The following is a 19,362-nucleotide window of genomic DNA, read 5'->3' on the forward strand; positions in this document are numbered from 1 at the left end:
CGGGCCACCTGTGATAGAAATTTTCTTAAATATTGCCATTAAAGTCCATTATCCGAGGATGAGAATGATAACCGGTATCGGCAGTTTCCCTTTTACGAGCATCGATGATGCGATCGACCTCATTTTTTCCACCTGCAGGGGGATACCATTCTGGCCGCAGTTGCCGAAACGCTCCCCGCTGGAGAACATGTACACCACTTTTCTCGAGGGTGTTCCCTGCATTGTAAGCGATGAAGAAAAGAACACGATCTTCATCGACACGGGGCGAACCAGCGGGATAGAGGAATTCTACGAAAATGTTGCAGCCGATAATCTCAGTGCATTTGCCATATCGGAAAGGTATGCGCCAGGCTTTTACAGGTTCCTGGATCGGCTCCGTGAAATAGAGGACGACGTTCAGTTCATCAAGTGCCAGGTGACGGGACCTTTCAGCATGGGCCTCGGCCTGAAAGACGAGAACGACAAACCCGTCATCTACAATTTTGCCTTCTATGACATAATAAAAAAGGCCCTTCACATGAAAGCGAAGTGGATGATAAAAAGCATCCAGACAGCCTATCCGGGTGTGGATATCATCATTTTCTTTGACGAACCTTACATGGTCTCTTTCGGTTCCGCGTATATATCCATTTCCAGGGAAGAGGTCATCTCCTCGCTGAATGAGGTCCTCGAAGACCTGCCCGCGCGGCGGGGTATTCATGTGTGCGGAAATACGGACTGGTCCGTTCCTTTCCGGTCGGACGTGGATATCGTCAATTACGATGCCTTCACCTATCTCGATACGCTCTTTTATTTCAATGATGACCTCAAGTATTTCCTTGACAGGGGAGGATGGATCGCGCCCGGTGTCGTTCCCTCATCTCCCGAGGTTATGAAGGAGACGCCCGATACCGTTCGGGACCGCGCCGCATCGTTCATCGAAAAGATAGCGACGGTGACCGCCCCGGACACGGACAGCATTCTTTTCACCACAAGCTGCGGTCTCGGCAGTCTCAGCGTCGAAGAAGCCCGCCGGGCAATGGAATTGTTGAAACAGATCGCGTATGGAGAGTAGAAGATAATAACCAATGGTCGATTGATATTTGGTCGTTGGTTATCTGTCCGGGAAAAAGAGGCCGGAGGGTTTCCTCCGGCCTCTTCTATTTATAGCTCCGTCACTTGCTCTTGGCGAACAACTGATCGATCAGTTCTTTTGAAGGCTTTTTCGTTATAAGGCTCACCCCGACGTAGAGAACAAAACAGCCTATCAGGAGGATCCATTCCATGGTGCCCATGCCGAGCACCTTTTTTTGGAAGACAAGATAGCCGCCCACCAGGCAGGCCAGGGTCCCGTAGATGACGGTGGCCATGGCGCCCCACTTTGATGCGCCCTTCCAGTAGTAGGACATGGCCGTGACGAAGAAGAAGATGGCGCCCAGGCCCATGGCGGCAAGGCCCATGAACACGGAAAGGAGTTCGGGCGGCCTCTTCCACGTCCAGTAGAAGGGCAGAAAGAGGAACAGGGCGATGAGGAAATAGGAAAGCCTGATGAGGGTCTTGTCCTTTACCTTGGGACGCCAGAGGGTGATGATGTCACGCGTCACGTTGGCGCTCATGATCATGACCATGCCCGCAAGGGTGGAGAGCGTGGCCGCGAACAGGCCCATGACGTAAATTGTCTGAAGAGGGATGCCGCCCACGGCATAGGTGAGAAGCGGCGCCGCAAGGTCGGCCTTCCAGGGTTCTATCTTGAAGAGCTCGGGGCCGAAAAGCATCCTCGTGATCAGGCCGTTCGTCGATGCGGCGAGCATGACCGGTATGCCTGTGATGGCCCAGACGATGAGGACAAGGATCCAGAATTCCTTCTTGCTCATCTTTTTCATACCAAGGAACCTTCCCAAATTATGGGGGAAACCGATGGCCATGGTGAAGAAGATGAGGGGGATGGAAAGAAGCCCTATCCAGCTCGAGAAGAGCTCTGTGGGCCCCGTTGAGGGGAGGTCGGGCCGGACAAGGAGCAGCAGCCTTGGATCCTGAGCCATGATCTGCGTTGATATTTCGCTGAAGCCTCCCGACTTCACCAGGGCGATGATGCCCACCAGTGCGCCGGTGATGCCGAGAAATCCGCCCTGAAAGGCCATGGACCAGTTTGTGCCCACGTACCCGCCGAGGACCATGTAGATCCAGGCGATGAAAACGCCGAGGAACAGGCACAGGGCCGGGGGGAACCCCGTCACGGCGTACCAGACGCCGCCCGCAGCCTTGAGCTGGCCCACGGAATAGATAAACAGGAAGAAAAGCATGCTGATGCTCACCACCGTCTGCAGCGCCTTGGATTCGTAACGCCGTCCCATGAGCTCCGGCACTGTCGCGGCGCCAAGCTTCACGGCGAACTCCCTTGTTTTGGCGGATGCGAGCCAGAGGCAGGGGATGACCCCGATGAGGCTCCACATGCCGGCAAACCACATGCCGGAAAAACCGACGGAATAAACGATGCCCGTGCTGCCGCAGAAGGCCCAGCCGGAAAGATATGAAGCTGAAAGTGCACAGCCGGTGACCACGGGACCCATGTCCCGCTTGCCGACAAGGTATTCGTCGAAGGACTTCCATTGCTTCTTGCCGAGGAGCCCGAGGAGGATGGAGACCCCGAGCAGGATGGCGATGCCGATGGACGAGGTGATGGCCATCGTGGTTGTGATCTCAGGGATGGGCATGTATTGCGTGTTCATTCGTCCCACCTCCTTGTGACTATGTACGTCCCGATAAAGGTCATGAGGAACAGGCCGATGACCATCAACCACCAGATATACCACGGAAACATAGGATCAGATTGAACCGGATTCATTGTGCTACCCCCTTTTTTGTTTTATCAATGCTGCCACAGGGTACAGACCCGTTGCGCGTGCATCCCAAAATAAATATCCATCACAGGCCATTCCGGGGAATCCTTGCCGCGGTCACATGCCGGGCTTCAGATGCGGCGATGACGTCTACGGGAGGCATGCCTCCCGTAAAGATCCCTGCGGGGCTCTGACGATGTGTAAAGGCCGTTATTCCAGGTATATGCCTGACCCTACGTAGAAGACGTCATTGCCGTATTTGACCTTCTCCACGTACGTTTCCTTGTCGGACGGTTTTGTCGTCCTCGGTTTTGGCCAGGAATAAGTGATCCAGCCGGTATCCTTGCCGGCAAGCATGGCGATCATATCCTTGATGAAGAACTTACCTTTGCTGTCCTTGAGGGCGAGAACGTTCCTGCCCTCATGCTGCGGGAAAGCCGGGTTGACAAGATCCACACCCCTTGAATCGATGACAAAGACATATGTGGTGAGATAGTTGAACTCCCCCGTCTTGTCGCGCAGCGTAGCGAAGGCGCCGCGTCCCTCCTTGCTTACGAGCTGTGCGGCCTCATCGACGATGTCGACGACGAAGGCCTTCTCGGGTCTCATCTCGTATGATCCGCTGCCGACAATGTATCCTTTTCCCGACGGCGTTTTGACGTACTTGACGAAAGACGTCTTCCAGGACGGGATCTCCTGACCCGGCTTGAACCAGACATAGTGTGACCATCCCTGTGTTTTGCCGGGGTAGTCCGTCACTTCCTTGATGAACCATTTGATGAAGGGTTTTCCCACAGCGTCCTTGAGCTTCAGCTGGTTCTTGCCTTCCAGCTCCGGACGGGTGGGGTTGAGGATGACTTTGCCCTGTGTATCGATGACAAACACGTAGGTATCGTCATGAAGCCACTTGCTGCCCTTCTTCCGAAACTCCGCAAAGGCAGCCTCTCCCTTTTGAGCGACCGCTTGTGAAGCCTCCTCAACGATGCTGAGAACCTGTTTCGTTTCGGGGTACATGATGTCCGTTGACCGCGAGAGAGCCGGGAGAGGAAACAAGAGAGAAACGGTGATTGCTGCGAGTGCGAGTGCTGAGCTGAGCTTACCCATAGTGAACCCCCTGTGTAGTATCAATATGCCCGAAGGCAGATAAAACCCCTATTGACACACCAGCCCAAGCCCTACAAATACATAATATAAATGACCGCAGGAGTAAACAGAAAAATTCTCGCAAAAGTTTTCAGGGACTTACGTCCCTTCAGGCCGCTATTTCAAGGAACGAAGACCCAAAGTTCCTCAACCTGAAGCCGTTATTTTCCCGTAAACACCGGTTTTCTTTTTTCCAGGAATGCCCGCGCAGCCTCCACGTGGTCACTGGTCTCGGAAAGCAGGGAGAGCTGTGACGAGATGTAGTCGAGGTGGGCTCTCAGTGTGCTCGTCGTCCCCTGGTAAACGGCCCGTTTCATCATTCTCACCGCCAGAGGCGGTTTTTGTGCAATTTTGCGGGCAAGTCCCATGGTTTCTTCCATAAGGTTCTCATGGGCCACGACACGGTTGACGATGCCGAGCGACAAAGCCTCCTGCGCGCTGAGGATGTCGGCCGTAAGAAAAAGCTCCATGGCCTTTGAGACACCGACCAGTCTTGGGAGGAACCAGGCCCCTCCGTCCCCGGGGACGAGGCCCATCTGAATGTACGATTCGCCGAGCCTCGCCCTATCGGAGCAGACCCTGAGGTCGCACATGATGGCCATGTCCATGCCGGCCCCCATGGCGGCGCCGTTGATCGCTGCGATAACGGGCTTGTCGAGGTCCTCGAGGGTCAGGATGACGCGATGGACCCCTTCCCACAGAAATCGTTTCATGTCCCATGACCGGAGCTTTCCCTCCGCCATGTCCCGGATGTCGCCTCCCGAGCAGAAGGTGTCTCCCGTTCCCGTGACGACGATGACGGTGACGCTGTCGTCGCCCCGCGCCTCTTCAAGATATTGGCGCCACAGCCTTATCATTTCAGGGCTGAACGCATTGCGCGCCTGAGGCCTGTTGATGGTGAGTATGGCTATGTTCTCCTCTTTGGAATAAAGCATGGGGGGTGTCTTCATTGTCTTCGTCCTTTTTCGTGAGATGTGCCCTCGTGTTTCTCTACAGTAAACACTTTCCGCAGCTGATTTTCAAGTTGCCAAAAACCCTTTGCTTTCAGCCTTCTTTGTTGACTTTTCCCTCATCTTAGGTCTATATCTTATGCGAAAATGAAAAAACAACCGGTGCGGCTTTCCAGGATCAGAAATATTGGGATCGCTGCTCACATCGACGCCGGAAAGACGACGGTGACAGAGCGCATCCTCTACTATACCGGGCGGACCCACAAGATCGGGGAAGTCCATGAAGGCACGGCCGTCATGGACTATCTGCCCCAGGAACAGGAGCGCGGCATCACCATAACCTCCGCGGTGACCACTCTCTACTGGGACGACCACGAGATCCAACTCATCGACACCCCGGGCCATGTCGATTTCACTATTGAGGTGGAACGCTCCCTGCGGGTCCTCGACGGCATGGTGGCCGTCTTCTGCGGTGTCGGCGGCGTGGAGCCGCAGACCGAAACGGTCTGGCATCAGGCAGACAAATACCATGTTCCCCGGATTGCCTTTATCAACAAGCTTGACCGCGTCGGGTCCGATTACTTCCGTGTTATCGACATGATCGTGGAAAAGTTCGGAGCAGACCCGATACCGCTTCAGATCCCCCTGGGGAGGGAAGACGGTTTCTACGGTGTCATCGATCTTGTGACCATGCAGGCCATGGTCTGGGAGGGCGATGATCTGGGGGCGACATACCAGGTGATCTCCATACCCCGTGAATATAAGGAAGAGGCGGATTCTTACCGGGAGAAGCTCTTCGACAAACTCTCCCTTTTTGATGATGAATTGATGGAGCTCTACCTGGAGGGCAAGGAGATAGAGCCTTCCCGGATCTACGGGGCCCTTCGCAAGGGCACCATCGCCCTCAAGTGCATCCCGGTGCTTTGCGGCGCGGCTCTGAGGAACAAGGGTATCCAGCCGCTCCTCGATGCCATAATCCGTTATCTCCCATCTCCCCTCGATGTCCCTCCCGTAACGGGCGAGAATCCCGAGACCCGGGAACTGGAGGAGCGCCGGGCGAGCGAAGATGAAGACCTTGCGGCCCTGGCGTTCAAGATCGTCATGGAAGAAGGAAGGAAACTGACCTACATACGCATATATTCGGGGTCGATAAAGGTCGGTGGCGACGTCTATAACGTCAACCTCGGAAAAAAGGAAAAAATATCACGCATCTACAAGATGCATGCCAACCACAAGGACCGTGTCGAGGAGGCGAGGGCAGGGGCCATCGTCGGTATTGTCGGTCTCAAGGAGACCTCCACGGGACACACCCTTACCCAGGGCAAACCCCTCCTTCTTGAGTCTATCGAGATCTATCAGCCCGTCATTTCCGTGGCCGTGGAGGCGTCGCGGAACGTGGACCAGGAGAAGCTCATCTTTGCCCTCCAGAGGATAGCCCAGGAAGATCCCACCTTTGTCATCAAGGCCGACGAAGACGCCTACCAGACCGTTGTATCGGGGATGGGCGAACTGCACCTTGATGTTATCATGCACCGTGTCAGGGAGGAATTCGGCATCGACCTTCAGGTGGGCAAGCCCCAGGTCGTGTACAAAGAGAGCATCGAAGGGTCTCTGTCCCGGGAGCACAGCTTTGAAAAGGTCATCAACAATGTTCTGTGCAAGGGCTGGGTATCGATTGCTGTGTCGCCCAATGTCAGGGGGGAGGGTAATCTCATCGTCCCCCGGGTAACGGAAGACAACCCCGTCTATCCTTTTGTGAACGCCGTAGAGGAGGGCATATCAGAGGCGTCCAACATCGGGGTGCTCAAAGGGTATCCCTTGACGGACGTGCGTGTCGAGATCAACGACGCAACCTTCAACAATCCTGAATTTGCCCGGCTTACTTTGAAGATGGCGGCCTATGACGCCCTGAGGGATGCCTGTCGGCAGGCGGGGCCCATATTGCTCGCACCCATCATGTCGCTTACGGTGACGGTCCCCAACGAGTTTCTCGGGGAGATCATTGCCGATCTCAATTCCCGCAAATGCCATATAGCCAATATTACTACGAAGGACAAGTATACCGTCGTCGATGCCGATGCTCCCCTCACAAACATGTTCGGATATTCCACGGATATCAGGTCCCTTTCCCAGGGAAGGGCCTCCTTTACGATGTACTTTTCCCGCTACGACAGGATAGAGAATGGATAACCTGAGTGAAGTGCTCCGGCACCTGCGTGACGCAAGCGGGTTCATATCGGGCGATCACATTGCCGGGAGGCTTGGTGTATCGCGCACTGCGGTCTGGAAATACATGAACCAGCTCGAGCGCTATGGATACGATATCGACAAGTCGAAGGGGAAGGGCTACCGGCTCATCGACACCCCTGACAGGCTCTATGGCTGGGAGATCGACCGGTACAGGAGCGCGGGCAGCATTGGTTCGAAGATCATTCACAAGGACAAACTGGATTCGACGAACGTCTTCGCTTTCAAACAGGCCCTCGCCGGCGAGGCCGAAGGAGTCTGCGTGGTGGCCGAAGCGCAGGAAAAAGGCAAGGGCAGGCTCGGGAGACAATGGTCTTCTCCCCAGGGGAAAAACATCTATCTCTCGGTGATACTGCGCCCTTCCATCCACCCTTCGCTGGTCTATCCCATAACTTTCCTTTCCTCCCTCGCCGTGTCGGACACGATCGGTGAACTGACGGGCATAAAGGCAACCCTCAAGTGGCCCAACGATGTGCTCGTAGAAGGGAGAAAGATATCGGGGACGCTCATTGAACTCTCCACCGAGGCCGACATGGTGCGGTTCGTCGTTATCGGGATCGGTCTTAACGTTAACATGGGGCCGGAGGACATGGACAAGGACATAAAGGCGAAGGCGACCTCCTTGCTTATGGAGACAAAAAAAATATATGAAAGACCAAGGGTGTGTGGTATTCTTCTGTCGAATCTTGAAAGATATTATGGTCTTTTCAAGAAAGACGGCGCCCGGGCCATCTGCGATATATGGGAAGAAAGGGCCCAGATCAGGGGGAAGCACCTCGAGATAAACCAGATGGGCGAGGTGTTCATCGGGACAGCAAGAGGTATCGACCGCGATGGTGCGATCCTTCTGGATATAATGGGCGTTACGAAAAAAATTCTTGCAGGAGACGTGAACTTCTAATGCTACTTGTCATCGATATCGGAAACACGAACATTGTCTTTGGCGTCTATCATGAGGGCAAGCTTGTCAACCACTGGAGATTGAGCACGGCCCTGGGGAAGACCGTGGACGAATATGCCATCCTTCTCAACAGCCTTCTCTATATCGAAAAGATACGTCTCAGTGAGATACACAGTGCCATTGTGTCCTGTGTCGTGCCGCCGTTGCTCATTCCTTTCGAGATTGTCTGCAGGAAGTACATCGGTATCATGCCGATCGTGATCGAACCGGGAATTAAAACGGGAATGCCCATTCTTTACGAGAACGCGACGGAACTTGGCGCCGACAGGATCGTGAACGCCGTGGCCGGCTATGAGAAGCACAAGAAGGCGCTGATAATAGTTGATTTCGGAACGGCTACCACCTTCGATTACATCACCCCCAAAGGTGAGTATGCCGGCGGCTCCATTGCCCCGGGTATCCTCATTTCTCTGGACGCCCTCTTCGAACGGGCGTCAAAGCTTCCGCGGGTCGAACTTGTCCAGCCCAAGACGCTCATCAGCAAGAACACCGTGCAGGCGATGCAGGCAGGTATTACGTACGGGTATGTGAGCCTCGTCGACGGGATAGTCAAGAGAATGAAAGAGGAAGTCAGGACCGATCCCCTCGTCATTGCGACAGGAGGCCTGTCAAGCCTGATCTACAAGGGTTCCGAGACGATCGACGTCGTCGATGAGTTCCTCACTCTTGAAGGCCTGAAGATCCTGTACGAGAAGAACAAGGACCATCACAAGTTCAAGTGACCGTTTCATCTCGCAGGTTTCAAGTTTCAGACAGAAGAAGACGGCGACTTTCCGGAGCGTTCCCTCAAGCCGGTCGTTGGCAGATCTCACGGGGGAGTTCGTGAGAGATCCTGCAAAGGTCCTCGCCGGATCTTTCCTCTCCTGGTCTTTTTGTCAGCCTTACCCCTACATTTGACCCCTTTCTCAAGATTTAATGATGAATTAAGCTTGCATAGATGACTGTGATCTCCTGGCGGTGAATGGGTCAAAAGTTGACCTGTTTCAGGCATTGCGCCTGCCGGAAGGAAGTGACCGGGCCTGAAGATGAAGGAAATGGCGCGCGGTCTGTGGTACAATGCTTCTCGTGAAGTGTATTCCCATCATCCCTGGCGATATGGACAACATCGAATGGACAAGCGGGGCCCAGCAGGGGAAGTGCTCCCTCTGGCGGGGTCGTTGTGATATGGCTTATTCACCAGGTGGACAATAGTGGCCTATGGATGTTAAGGCAAGCCTCAAGAGAAACGCCCTCTTTGCTTCCGTACTGAGTTCTTTCCTCGGGCCGTTCACCGCTTCGTCCGTCACCGTCGCATTGCCGCGTGTAGGGTTGGACCTTGCGATGGACGCCATCTCATTGAGCTGGGTGGCAACGGCATACCTCCTTTCCGCTGCCGCCTTTCTCGTTCCCGTCGGGAGAGCTTCCGACATATACGGAAGAAAGAAGGTCTTTCTCTGGGGAATGGCGCTCAGCAACCTGTCCGCCCTCCTTGCCGCCTTTTCGACCTCGGGAACGGAGCTTATTCTTTGGAGGGTCATTCAGGGTATCGGGAGTTCCATGATATTCGGAACGGGCGTGACCATTGTCGCCTCCGTTTACCCTGTCAACGAACGGGGCAAGGCGCTCGGCATTGTCCTTACGTCCGTCTATGTGGGTCTTTCAGCCGGGCCTTTCATCGGGGGTATCCTTACGGATTACCTGGGTTGGAGGAGCATCTTCTTCGCCAATGTCGTCATAGGTATGATCGTCATCGTGATAATCCTCTGGAAGATCAAAGAGGAATGGGCGGAGGCAAAGGGTGAACGATTCGACATCATCGGTTCCATCCTCTATGTCGTGGCATTCACGGCGGCAATGTCCGGTCTTACCAGTCTTCCCTCGATGAGGGGGTTCTCTTTTCTTGTTGGCGGTCTCGCGGGGCTTTTCCTTTTTGGCGTCTGGGAATTGAGGGTCGAGCACCCCGTTCTCGAGATGCGCCTTTTCATGAACAACAGGGCCTTTCTCTTTTCCAACCTTGCAACCCTCATAAACTACAGCTCCACCTTCGCCATCACCTTTCTCATCAGCCTCTACCTTCAATACATCAAGAAGCTCAGCCCGCAGGCGGCGGGCCTCATCCTTGTTTCCCAGCCGCTGGTTCAGGCCCTCCTGTCAACTTTTACGGGAAAGATCTCGGACCGGGTGGAGCCGCGCATCGTGTCTTCCATGGGCATGATCTCCCTTATGATAGCGTTGATCTTTTTCGGTTTTCTGAATGAGGGAACGCAAACCTATCTTGTGGTCCTCAACCTCCTCTTTTTGGGCTTCGGTTTTGCCCTTTTTGTCTCTCCCAACACGAATGCCATCATGAGTTCCGTGGACAAGAAGTTCTTCGGCGTTGCTTCGGGCACCATGGCGACGATGCGCGTCATCGGACAGACATTGAGCATGGGCATCGTGATGTTTGTCTTCATGCTTTTCATGGGAAGGATCCAGATAACGGAACAATATTTCGGACAGTTCCTGCAAAGCACGAGGGTGACCTTCTTCATCTTTGCTTTCCTGTCCTTTCTGGGCGTCTTTGCTTCACTGGCAAGGGGGAGGATACACAAGAAGGCAGGTGATGGGTGATGGAGGAGGCAGAAAGCCGCCGCGGATGAGCCGCCGCCCGCTGCCGGTCCCGGTTGTTGCCATGGGCCATGACCTGCAACCCGGGACCTGTCTTATTCACTTCGTCAGCAATACCGGGCAGATGGCGTGTATCAGGACGTTCCTGGCAACGGAACCTATGAAATACTTTGCGAGTCCAGTTCTGCCCAGGGAGGCGATGACTATCAGGTCGATGCCTTTTCTCTCTTCTTCCTCGAGTATCTCGTCGTAGGCGATACCCCTTCCGATATCCATGAAGACCTCTACGCCCCGGGCCTCGGGAAACTTCGCCAGCTGTGTCTTCATATTCTCCAGAGCGAGCTCTGTCTGCTGCTTTTCAAAGGTTTCGATTGCCTCTATGGGAATGGCATAATCCACGACAACATGCGCGAGCTCCACGGGGATGACGTGGAGAAGGTATACCTGCGCATTGTATTGCCGCGCAATATCGATGCCCTGCTTGAGGGCCTTGTCTGAATATTCCGAGAAATCCGTCGGCACCAGAATCTTTGTTGGTTTCAACATAGCCTCCTCCTTTTGATTTCCCGTCAGTGAGCGAAGGGCCTGCCCGAAACCGGTCCGGGTCAGCTCTTCGTCAAGAGGACAGGACAGGTGGCGCCCTTCAAAACGTTGCGGGCGACCGATCCGATGAAATACTCGGCAAGTGCCCCGTGGCCAAGAGAGGAAATGACGATGAGGTCTATGCTCTTATCCTTCTGGAACTGCAGTATGTCGGTAACAGGGGTGCCCTTGACCACATGTGAAACTACTTTCACCTTGTCGCCCGGGGGGTGCCTGTTCATGAACTTTATCATCCTTCCCTCGGCCTCTTTTCTCATCCTTCCCTCGAACCGTTTGATGCTCCCCGGGGAGATTTCCTTGTCGGCCATATCATACTCATATATACTGATGCGGACCTTTTCTTCGACTACATGCAGGACGTGGACCTCGGCGCCGTACTGTTCGGCGATGTCGATGGCCTGTCTGTATGCAATGACCGAAAAACGTGAGAAATCTGTTGGTACCAGGATCTTCGTCGGTTTCAGCATAATGTCATGACCTCCTGTCTTATGATCTTCCTGCCCATGACTCCGTCCCTGACAAAGCAATCACCTGTTAGTGTAATTATAGCACAGGGAAAAAAAGAGAATGACCAATGACGAGGTAGAAGGAAAAATCCCCAATTTACCGGAAATCGACCCTCGGATGGCGCAGGGAAAATGTCTTCATTGATCCATTGGAATTTGGTCATTGCCTTATTAGCACGTTTGCTGTGTTCTGCAGGACAGGATCTGGGCGTCCCTGCTGGTGTCGCGGAAGACGGTGATACCCTTGAGGCCCATTGCGTGGGCCTTGAGGCAGATGGAGCGTATCTCCTCGTGAGAGGTGTGCGCGGGCAGGTTTATGGTCTTGGAGACGGCGTTGTCGACATGGCCCTGAAAGGCCTTCTGTATCGCCAGGTGCCAGTCGGGGCTCACGTCGCAGGCTTTTCTGAAGAGGTGTTCGAGACGGGAGGGATCGATGGAATCCTTCACCTTCCTGTACAGCGGGTCGACGACGTGGACGCTGAGCCCGCCGAAGATGATCCGTGTGTACTCGATGTCGTAGAGCGGTTCGATACCGCTCGATGTCCCGGCTATGATGCTCAAAGTGCCCGTCGGGGCGATGGTCGTCGTCGTGGCGTTCCGCTGCGGGAGGCCTTTCTTTTCCCAGACGCTTCCCCGGTAGTTGGGAAAGACCCCCCTGTGCAGCGCCAGCTCACGGGAGGCTATCTTCGATTCCTTTTCTATGAAGCCCATGACGCCTCCGGCCATTTTCACGGCATCCTCAGAATCATAGGGAATGCCGAGGCCGATGAGCATATGGGCAAAGCCCATGACGCCGAGGCCGATCTTCCTGTTTGCCTTCGAAATGTTTTCGATTATCGGGAGGGGATACCTGCTCGCGTCTATGACGTCATCGAGGAAACGCACCGCCAGATGGACGAGCCTCTCCAGCTTTTCCCAATCTATTGCCTCGCCTCGGAGGACCTTCACGAGATTGATGGAACCGAGGCAGCAGGATTCGTAGGGCAGCAAGGGTTGTTCACCGCACGGGTTCGTTGCCTCTATGGCGCCGGCGTGGGGCGTGGGGTTCGACCTGTTGATGGTGTCGAGGAAGACGAGGCCCGGCTCGCCCGATCCCCAGGCGGAGCGCGCAATAAGGTCGAGGAGGCTGAGAGCGCGTATCTTTCGCGCCTCTCGACCGTTGCGGGGATTGACGAGGGAAAATGGCCCATCCTCCCGGCAGGCCGCGATAAAGGCATCTGTGACGGCCACGGAGAGGTTGAAGTTGTTGAGCTCCCGGGGATCGTTCTTGACGGTCACGAATTCCTCGATATCGGGATGGTCCACGCGGAGGATGCCCATGTTGGCACCCCGCCGGGTGCCGCCCTGTTTGATGACCTCGGTGGCCATATTGAAGACCCTGATGAAAGAGATGGGGCCGCTGGCCGCACCCATTGTCGAGGTTACGACGTCACCCGCAGGCCTGAGCTTCGAAAAGGAAAACCCGGTGCCTCCGCCGCTCTGGTGGATCCTGGCGGTTTCCTTGACTGACTCGAAGATGGAATCCAGGGAGTCTTCGACGGGCAGGACGAAACAGGCGGACAACTGGCCGAGTTCCCGTCCGGCGTTCATGAGAGTGGGTGAGTTCGGCAGGAATTCCAGGTCGCTCATGATCTGGAAATAGGCATCGGCGAGCTCTCGCCTCTGTGCCTGATCAAGGGTCCTTTCGGCGGATGCCACATGGTCGGCGACGCGGCGGAACATATCTTCGGGGTTCTCCAGGGGATTTCCCTCATCATCCCGTGCAAGGTATCTCTTCCGGAGTACCTTGAGTGCCGTTTCGTCGATCATCTTCTTGACATAGTACGCAGTCGTGATGCCCGGTGTCAAGAAAGGGAGGGGGAGGGAGGGATTTGTATTATTCCTTTTCTGAAAGCTGAAACTGTCTCTATATCTCCTTCAGCTTCACATTTGCCGGTGACTTTTCCATGGTGTCGAAAAGAGTTTGAAGAGAAAGGAGAAGCCTGTCGGATTCCTGGGTGCCGTCAGCGACGGGTTCGTTCTTTTCGTAGGCATCCATGGCCTGCTTGATCGTTATGTCGCCGATCGCCCTTGCCGGCTGGAAACGGGATTCTTTTCGGGCTCCCTCTGTTATCTCTGAAACGAGGTCCACATCGACAAGATCGAAAAGGATCTGTCTGACGAAACGCTCGGGGATCTCGAGCATCCTGCTTGTTTCCGCGACGCTAAGAGGCTTCTCACCCGCCTCAAATCTCTTGACGAGAAGATGGAAGATCCTGAGCATGAGGCGCCGCCGGGTGCCCTGGCCGATACGGGAATAATCGGGATGGAACCCGTAGGTCCTGCAATTCTCCGCCGCATGAGCTATCTCAGCCCCGAAAAGGACGATCGTCCAGCTTATCTGCAGCCACGCAAGGAAAAGAGGAATTGCCGCAAAACTGCCATATATGGCGCTTTGCGTGGATACACCTATCTGGAACGTGATATAGACCCACTGGACCGCCTGGATAAGCGTGCCCGAAACGAAGGCGGCAATTACGGCTGACCCGACGGGCACCCTTGTGTTGGGCATGACAAGGTACACGACCAGGAGCAGTATCGAGATGGAGAAATAGGGCAGGAGCTTGAGCAGGAAGAGGGTGATCGTGCCGGCCGAGCCGATGAAGCCCATATCGATCATGAAACCTCTGACCTCGCCCACGATGAGCACATTCACACTGCTCCAGAGGGCAAGGAGGATGGGGCCCAGGACCATCATCGACAGGTAGTCGGTGAACTTGCGTACGATGGTACGGGACCGTTTCGCCTCCCATATCGTATTGAAGCCCTCCTCGATCCTGCCGAGCGTCGATATGACCGTCCAGAAGAGGATAACGATCCCCACGCCCACAATGATCTCCCCCTTTGCGTGAGAGAGGAGGGAACGGGAGAACTGGATTATCCTGGCGGTGACGTCGGGCTGCCAGTTGGCGTCCGCGGCCAATTGTATTATCTGCCGAAACACCAGTTTTTCCAATCCAAATCCCTTGGCGATGGCGAACACTACGGCGAAGAGAGGCACGATGTTGAGCAACGAATAATAGGTGAGCACCGAGGCGTTGCGCTGACAGTGATCGTTCTGGAACTTGTGGATGGCCATCACGATGATGCGGGCCGTACGGACCACGGCCGCCTTGAAGAAGGGAAGCCCTTCGAACTTGATCTCCCATATGCCGGCATTGAAGAAATGGATCATCCTTGCGATCATTGGCAATTGTCTCTCTACTAAATCCTTCACACCATGACTGGACGGTCAAACAGGGAGAATAAGGCGCAACGTGGAATCGCCGACCAGTTCTTCGTACGGACGGGGATCCTGTACCCGGCCCTGCCCTAGAGTATCTCTATCAATTCGAGCTCAAATACGAGTTCTTTTCCCGCCAGTGGATGGTTGAGGTCAAGGGTGACGTTCGAATCGGTCACCTGGAGGACAAGGGCCTGGGCGGAGGTGCCGCTCGATGACTGCACTTCGAGCTTCATTCCCTGCCGGAGATTGATCGTGGAGGGTATCCGGGACCGGGCAACCACGGCGCAGAGCTCTTCCCTGTGAAGACCGTATCCCTCTTCCGGCGGCAGAGTGATGGTCTTTGTGTCGCCGGCGCACATGCCGACGATGCCTTTCTCGAATCCCGGGATGACCGAACCTTCTCCAATGACAAAGACGAAAGGCTCCCTGTTGAGAGATGAATCAAAAATAGTGCCGTCTCTCAAAGAACCTTTGTAATGGACCTTCACCTTATCATTGGTCTTAGCCCGCATATGCCGCCTCCGTCCCGGTGAGCTCAAAAGGGGTCAACTCCGACCATAATGCCCGTAAATCTTATTACTGTTTTCTAACCCAATTGAGTTCATGAAGTCAATCAAAGACAGGGGAGAAGACAGTTTCGGGTTCCAGGTTTCAAGCCAAAACAGAAAAGATCTTAACTCTGAAACCATCTTCCTGTTTCTTTCAGCTTGAAGCCTGGAACCCGAAACTGTCTTCTCTAGACGATCTTTACCAGTTGCACCTGGAAAACGAGGTCCTGGCCTGCCAACGGATGGTTGAGGTCGAGGGTGACCTCCGCGTCGGTGATCTGTCTTACCATCGCCCGCGCAAGGGCTCCCTCGGGAGAACGAACCTGGAGGATCATCCCCAGTTCAAGTTCCATCTCAGCGGGTACCTGCGAGCGGGGTACGGCGGCGACAAGGTTTTCGTTATAAGCGCCGTATGCTTCCGCGGCGGGGATGGGTATCTCCCTTGAATCCCCTTCATTCATGCCGACGATGCCGTTCTCGAATCCCGGTATGACCATGTTCTGGCCGATGGTGAATTCGAGGGGTTCCCGGTCCTGGGACGAATCAAAGACCGTTCCGTCTGAGAGCGTTCCCGCGTAATGGACCTTGACGGTATCGCCTGATTTTGCTGATGCCATTGCAGCCTCCGTAGTGTGTGTCGTTTATATTCCTCACCCCCATCCGCTGCATTCCCAGAGTGCGCACGCCTCCTAGTACCGGCGCGGCCCCCCCCTTCCCCGTGGTTTTTCCTTCTGTGGACGGGCATCGTCGATCCTCAACGTTCTGCCTTCGAAGTCCATCCCGTTCAAGGCCTGCTTCGCCTTATCGGCATCTTCTTTTGTTGCCATTTCAACGAATCCGAACCCCTTTCCCTCAATGACCCGCACTTCCCCCACTTCCCCGTAACCGGCGAATAATTCCCGTAATCGTTCATTTGTCACGGAATAGCTCAAGTTACCCACATACAGCTTGTTGCCATTCATTGCCGATACCTCCCTTCGGGTCAAACCGCGTTTTCATATTTCGAGCGAGATAGCGCGCCCCGAATGGGCCATCTCGTGAAACATGGGAGGAGAAAGAGATAAATACCAGGAAGCAAAAATGGACCTGTTCCCTTCAGGGAATCCGGTATATAGGGCAATCATAAAACGGTTTGCCCGGCATTGACAAGGAAAAAGTATTCCTTTACCATGTTATGCAACGGGGCCGGGTATGGTTCGAGGGAATGCCGCCGGATGACACTATGGAGGAGTATTTTAATGAGAAAAGGAATGTCTCGGTTATCGGTTCGGTTACTTACGGTCTTTTGTGTTTTTCTGTTTGTCATGTGCGGGGTGTCCCTTTTCGGGCCGGTGCCCGCATTCGGCGATGACGGCGTGCAGGCCAGGCAGCTTGTGGAAAAGGCGCGGATGACACTGGAATCCTTCGGACGCGCCAGTGAGATGGAGGGTTTCCGGAATCTCATGAAGAATGCCCGCGGTGTTTTCGTCTCACCCCAGATACTAAGGGGGGCCTTCATCTTCGGAGCTTCAGGCGGCAGCGGCGTTTTTCTCGTCCGCGACAAGAATAGGGGCGATTGGACGGGACCCGCGTTCTACACCCTTGGTGAGGCAAGCTTCGGCCTCCAGATAGGCGGAGACGCATCGGAGGTGGTCCTCCTCGCAATGACAGAGCGGGGGGTGACGGCGCTTCTTTCGAGCAGTGTCAAGCTCGGTGCGGATATCGGTATCGCCGTCGGCCCCATAGGCGGCGGCGCCGAAGCATCCACGGCCAATCTGAGCGCCGATATCATCAGCTTTTCCCGTTCAAAGGGCCTGTACGGCGGGGTCTCTCTTGAAGGCGCCGTCGTTGCCGTGAGGGGAGGGCTGAACAAGGCTTACTACGGCAGGGATGTCAGCCCCGCAGACATCCTCGTGGCGAGATCGGCGAAGAATGACCATGCCGCGGGCCTTCGTTCCATGGTCACCAAGATGGCAGGAGGAAGGAATGAGGATGCACGATAAACGAAAGATGCACGACGCACGATGAAGGAAGGATGCATCATGCGTCATTATTCGGGGGGGCGATGAGAGCGTTGCGGCGGGCCGCATGCATTGCAGCTGCATCCGGACTCTTCCTCCTGGTCCTTTCAGCTCTCATCCACGCCGGGGTCGATCCCATTTATCAGGAGGGTCTGGACAGGCTTCAGGAAGACCTCCAGAAACAGGGGTTCGCCAGCGAGGAACTCGCGAAGATCTTTTCCGACAGCCGCTTCGAACTCTATCCGCGCATAGTCGGCAGGACCGGAAAAGGCATGAACTACCTGGGCCGGCGGTTCGGCCTCTTGACGAAACGATCGATCAAACGCGGCCGGAGCATGCTGGAGACATACGGGGATTCGTTGAGAAACGCCGAGAGATCGTACGGAGTTGAAAAGGAGATCATCGTAGCCATTCTCAGGGTGGAGACGAATTTCGGTTCTGCAACCGGGGTCTACCCGGTCCTCAACAGTCTCGCGACGATGGCCATCATTGATAACAGGCGCTCGGAATGGGCCCGCAAGGAGCTTTCCGAACTTCTCGCCATCTGCAAGGAGCAGAACAGGGACCCCTTTACGATACGCGGTTCCTGGGCAGGGGCCTTCGGCATCTCCCAATTCATCCCGTCTTCTTATGTCAGGTTCGCCGTGGATGGTAACTCAGACGGCAAGGTCGACCTCTTCACAATGAGCGACGCCGTTGCGAGCGTTGCCAACTACCTCAAGAGCCACGGTTGGGAAAAAGGGAGACCGAAAGAGAATCGGCAGGCAGTGTACGCTTACAATCACTGCGACAGCTATGTGAAAGCGGTGTTTGCCTACGCGAAGGCGCTGAGCAAGTGAAGCGGTTCCAGTGTTTCAAGGGCCGGAAACGAGGGGGCGCCGCGGGTTGCTGTGCGGCGCGCCGTTATCGGCCAGCACTCGTTCCAGCGCCTCTACGATCTCCATCCTGATGCGCGTGCCCGCGATACCGTGGAGAATGGCGAGGGCCTCATCACGGGTCCTTGTTTTCTGGTAGGGGCGTTCCGATGTGAGGGCGTCGTAGATGTCCGCAACGGACACGATCTGGGCTCCCAGGGGGATCTGATCGCCTTTGAGCCCCCGGGGATAGCCCCTTCCGTCGAGCCGTTCGTGATGGGCGGAGACATAGTCGATGGCGGGCCCCAGGAAATCGAGGGGCTTGAGGATCTTCACGCCGATGGCGGGATGGCGGTTTATCTCCTTGACAAGGTTCGACGGAAGCTTCCCTTCATGGTCGGCGAAGAGAATGTCCGGGAACCCGATCTTCCCGATGTCGTGAAGAGCGCCGCCGAGGCGGATGTATTCCAGCTCCTCGCCTTCCACGCCGAGCTTCAGGGCGATGGCATGCGAAAGGTCCGCCACCCGCGATGCGTGACCCTCGGTGTACGTGTCCCGTGCCTCCAACGCATGGGCCATGGCGGTAACGGACGCTATGGTGTTCTTCCTGATCTGTTCATTGAGCTCCCTGAGCTCGTCCACGAGTTGCTGAAGCTGGAACTCCCGGGCCTCCACCTTGACCATCATGAGGGCCACGGCTTCCGCTATGGTGCGGACGGTGTCCGGCACGTGGTCCTTGGTCAGTTCCATGATGTCGTCGGAATACAGCCCTTCGGCGATGTCGGATATGATGCTCAGAAGCTTTTTCTCAAGTTCACCGGTGTCCATTTGCAATCTCTCGGGGTCTGTTGGTCCCAGGTACCCGTTGTTTTTTACACCA

The 19,362-nt window shown here is 55.2% G+C and carries 17 protein-coding genes and 1 pseudogene; 7 read left to right on the plus strand and 11 right to left on the minus strand.

The genetic code is table 11. The features are described 5' to 3' along the window. The first annotated feature begins 64 nt into the window (after nucleotides 1-64). Nucleotides 65-1,054, plus strand: a complete 990-nt coding sequence (locus tag PHC90_04155; GenBank protein ID MDD3845534.1) for a hypothetical protein — start codon at nucleotides 65-67, stop codon at nucleotides 1,052-1,054. Nucleotides 1,055-1,154: 100 nt separating this feature from the next. On the opposite strand, the gene PHC90_04160 is transcribed toward PHC90_04155, so the two are convergent. The 3 genes from PHC90_04160 to PHC90_04170 form a co-directional block, all read right to left on the minus strand. Next, nucleotides 1,155-2,708: a hypothetical protein gene (locus tag PHC90_04160; GenBank protein MDD3845535.1), complete on the minus strand. Its 1,554-nt coding sequence runs from the start codon at nucleotides 2,706-2,708 to the stop codon at nucleotides 1,155-1,157. Nucleotides 2,709-3,029: 321 nt separating this feature from the next. Next, nucleotides 3,030-3,923, minus strand: a complete 894-nt coding sequence (locus PHC90_04165) for a cache domain-containing protein (GenBank protein ID MDD3845536.1) — start codon at nucleotides 3,921-3,923, stop codon at nucleotides 3,030-3,032. A 200-nt stretch (nucleotides 3,924-4,123) separates the two neighbouring features. Further along, nucleotides 4,124-4,912 carry an enoyl-CoA hydratase-related protein gene (locus PHC90_04170; GenBank protein MDD3845537.1) on the minus strand — a complete coding sequence of 263 codons (789 nt, stop codon included), beginning with the start codon at nucleotides 4,910-4,912 and terminating at the stop codon, nucleotides 4,124-4,126. Between the two features lie 147 nt (nucleotides 4,913-5,059). On the opposite strand from PHC90_04170, the gene fusA reads away from it, so the two are divergent. The 4 genes from fusA (at nucleotide 5,060) to PHC90_04190 (ending at nucleotide 10,709) form a co-directional block, all read left to right on the plus strand. Next, nucleotides 5,060-7,102 carry an elongation factor G gene (fusA, locus tag PHC90_04175; GenBank protein MDD3845538.1) on the plus strand — a complete coding sequence of 681 codons (2,043 nt, stop codon included), beginning with the start codon at nucleotides 5,060-5,062 and terminating at the stop codon, nucleotides 7,100-7,102. Next, the gene (locus PHC90_04180; GenBank protein ID MDD3845539.1) at nucleotides 7,095-8,060 is read left to right on the plus strand and encodes a biotin--[acetyl-CoA-carboxylase] ligase; all 966 of its coding nucleotides are present in this window, start codon (nucleotides 7,095-7,097) and stop codon (nucleotides 8,058-8,060) included. Before fusA ends, PHC90_04180 begins: the two co-directional genes overlap by 8 nt. Continuing rightward, nucleotides 8,060-8,842: a type III pantothenate kinase gene (locus PHC90_04185; GenBank protein ID MDD3845540.1), complete on the plus strand. Its 783-nt coding sequence runs from the start codon at nucleotides 8,060-8,062 to the stop codon at nucleotides 8,840-8,842. The genes PHC90_04180 and PHC90_04185 overlap by 1 nt, the downstream gene beginning before the upstream one ends. 475 nt (nucleotides 8,843-9,317) lie before the next feature. Beyond that, nucleotides 9,318-10,709: an MFS transporter gene (locus PHC90_04190; GenBank protein MDD3845541.1), complete on the plus strand. Its 1,392-nt coding sequence runs from the start codon at nucleotides 9,318-9,320 to the stop codon at nucleotides 10,707-10,709. Nucleotides 10,710-10,805: 96 nt separating this feature from the next. Here the strand turns inward: PHC90_04190 and PHC90_04195 are convergent, their stop codons facing one another. From PHC90_04195 to PHC90_04225, 7 genes and pseudogenes are all read right to left on the minus strand, one after another. Then, nucleotides 10,806-11,252, minus strand: coding sequence for a universal stress protein (locus PHC90_04195; protein MDD3845542.1), 447 nt, complete (start codon nucleotides 11,250-11,252; stop codon nucleotides 10,806-10,808). Nucleotides 11,253-11,311: 59 nt separating this feature from the next. Beyond that, complete coding sequence (locus tag PHC90_04200) at nucleotides 11,312-11,776, minus strand: universal stress protein (GenBank protein MDD3845543.1); 465 nt, start codon at nucleotides 11,774-11,776, stop codon at nucleotides 11,312-11,314. Nucleotides 11,777-11,986: 210 nt separating this feature from the next. Next, nucleotides 11,987-13,624: an adenosylcobalamin-dependent ribonucleoside-diphosphate reductase gene (locus PHC90_04205; GenBank protein MDD3845544.1), complete on the minus strand. Its 1,638-nt coding sequence runs from the start codon at nucleotides 13,622-13,624 to the stop codon at nucleotides 11,987-11,989. A 97-nt stretch (nucleotides 13,625-13,721) separates the two neighbouring features. Then, on the minus strand, nucleotides 13,722-15,041 hold the full coding sequence (locus tag PHC90_04210) for a YihY/virulence factor BrkB family protein (GenBank protein ID MDD3845545.1): 1,320 nt from the start codon (nucleotides 15,039-15,041) through the stop codon (nucleotides 13,722-13,724). Between the two features lie 125 nt (nucleotides 15,042-15,166). After that, on the minus strand, nucleotides 15,167-15,592 hold the full coding sequence (locus tag PHC90_04215) for a peptidylprolyl isomerase (GenBank protein ID MDD3845546.1): 426 nt from the start codon (nucleotides 15,590-15,592) through the stop codon (nucleotides 15,167-15,169). Between the two features lie 224 nt (nucleotides 15,593-15,816). After that, nucleotides 15,817-16,224 (minus strand): annotated as a pseudogene (locus PHC90_04220) (peptidylprolyl isomerase). Nucleotides 16,225-16,317: 93 nt separating this feature from the next. Then, nucleotides 16,318-16,590, minus strand: coding sequence for a hypothetical protein (locus PHC90_04225; protein ID MDD3845547.1), 273 nt, complete (start codon nucleotides 16,588-16,590; stop codon nucleotides 16,318-16,320). A gap of 288 nt (nucleotides 16,591-16,878) precedes the next feature. On the opposite strand from PHC90_04225, the gene PHC90_04230 reads away from it, so the two are divergent. Further along, complete coding sequence (locus PHC90_04230) at nucleotides 16,879-17,610, plus strand: lipid-binding SYLF domain-containing protein (GenBank protein MDD3845548.1); 732 nt, start codon at nucleotides 16,879-16,881, stop codon at nucleotides 17,608-17,610. A gap of 62 nt (nucleotides 17,611-17,672) precedes the next feature. Further along, the gene (locus PHC90_04235; GenBank protein MDD3845549.1) at nucleotides 17,673-18,467 is read left to right on the plus strand and encodes a lytic murein transglycosylase; all 795 of its coding nucleotides are present in this window, start codon (nucleotides 17,673-17,675) and stop codon (nucleotides 18,465-18,467) included. Nucleotides 18,468-18,482: 15 nt separating this feature from the next. Here PHC90_04235 and PHC90_04240 read toward each other — a convergent pair. Next, nucleotides 18,483-19,362: HD domain-containing protein (locus PHC90_04240; protein MDD3845550.1), on the minus strand; the 880-nt coding region annotated here is incomplete at its 5' end.

This window comes from Syntrophorhabdaceae bacterium (assembly GCA_028698615.1).
In the GTDB taxonomy this organism is placed as follows: Bacteria; Desulfobacterota; Syntrophorhabdia; order Syntrophorhabdales; family Syntrophorhabdaceae; genus Delta-02.

What these genes read in the sequence shown, in the direction of transcription:
- PHC90_04155 (MDD3845534.1), top strand. Translation starts at nt 65, where the DNA reads ATGATAACCGGTATCGGCAGTTTCCCTTTTACGAGCATCGATGATGCG.
- PHC90_04160 (MDD3845535.1), bottom strand. Translation starts at nt 2,708, where the DNA reads ATGAACACGCAATACATGCCCATCCCTGAGATCACAACCACGATGGCC.
- PHC90_04165 (MDD3845536.1), bottom strand. Translation starts at nt 3,923, where the DNA reads ATGGGTAAGCTCAGCTCAGCACTCGCACTCGCAGCAATCACCGTTTCT.
- PHC90_04170 (MDD3845537.1), bottom strand. Translation starts at nt 4,912, where the DNA reads ATGAAGACACCCCCCATGCTTTATTCCAAAGAGGAGAACATAGCCATA.
- fusA (MDD3845538.1), top strand. Translation starts at nt 5,060, where the DNA reads ATGAAAAAACAACCGGTGCGGCTTTCCAGGATCAGAAATATTGGGATC.
- PHC90_04180 (MDD3845539.1), top strand. Translation starts at nt 7,095, where the DNA reads ATGGATAACCTGAGTGAAGTGCTCCGGCACCTGCGTGACGCAAGCGGG.
- PHC90_04185 (MDD3845540.1), top strand. Translation starts at nt 8,060, where the DNA reads ATGCTACTTGTCATCGATATCGGAAACACGAACATTGTCTTTGGCGTC.
- PHC90_04190 (MDD3845541.1), top strand. Translation starts at nt 9,318, where the DNA reads ATGGATGTTAAGGCAAGCCTCAAGAGAAACGCCCTCTTTGCTTCCGTA.
- PHC90_04195 (MDD3845542.1), bottom strand. Translation starts at nt 11,252, where the DNA reads ATGTTGAAACCAACAAAGATTCTGGTGCCGACGGATTTCTCGGAATAT.
- PHC90_04200 (MDD3845543.1), bottom strand. Translation starts at nt 11,776, where the DNA reads ATGCTGAAACCGACGAAGATCCTGGTACCAACAGATTTCTCACGTTTT.
- PHC90_04205 (MDD3845544.1), bottom strand. Translation starts at nt 13,624, where the DNA reads ATGATCGACGAAACGGCACTCAAGGTACTCCGGAAGAGATACCTTGCA.
- PHC90_04210 (MDD3845545.1), bottom strand. Translation starts at nt 15,041, where the DNA reads ATGATCGCAAGGATGATCCATTTCTTCAATGCCGGCATATGGGAGATC.
- PHC90_04215 (MDD3845546.1), bottom strand. Translation starts at nt 15,592, where the DNA reads ATGCGGGCTAAGACCAATGATAAGGTGAAGGTCCATTACAAAGGTTCT.
- PHC90_04225 (MDD3845547.1), bottom strand. Translation starts at nt 16,590, where the DNA reads ATGAATGGCAACAAGCTGTATGTGGGTAACTTGAGCTATTCCGTGACA.
- PHC90_04230 (MDD3845548.1), top strand. Translation starts at nt 16,879, where the DNA reads ATGTCTCGGTTATCGGTTCGGTTACTTACGGTCTTTTGTGTTTTTCTG.
- PHC90_04235 (MDD3845549.1), top strand. Translation starts at nt 17,673, where the DNA reads ATGAGAGCGTTGCGGCGGGCCGCATGCATTGCAGCTGCATCCGGACTC.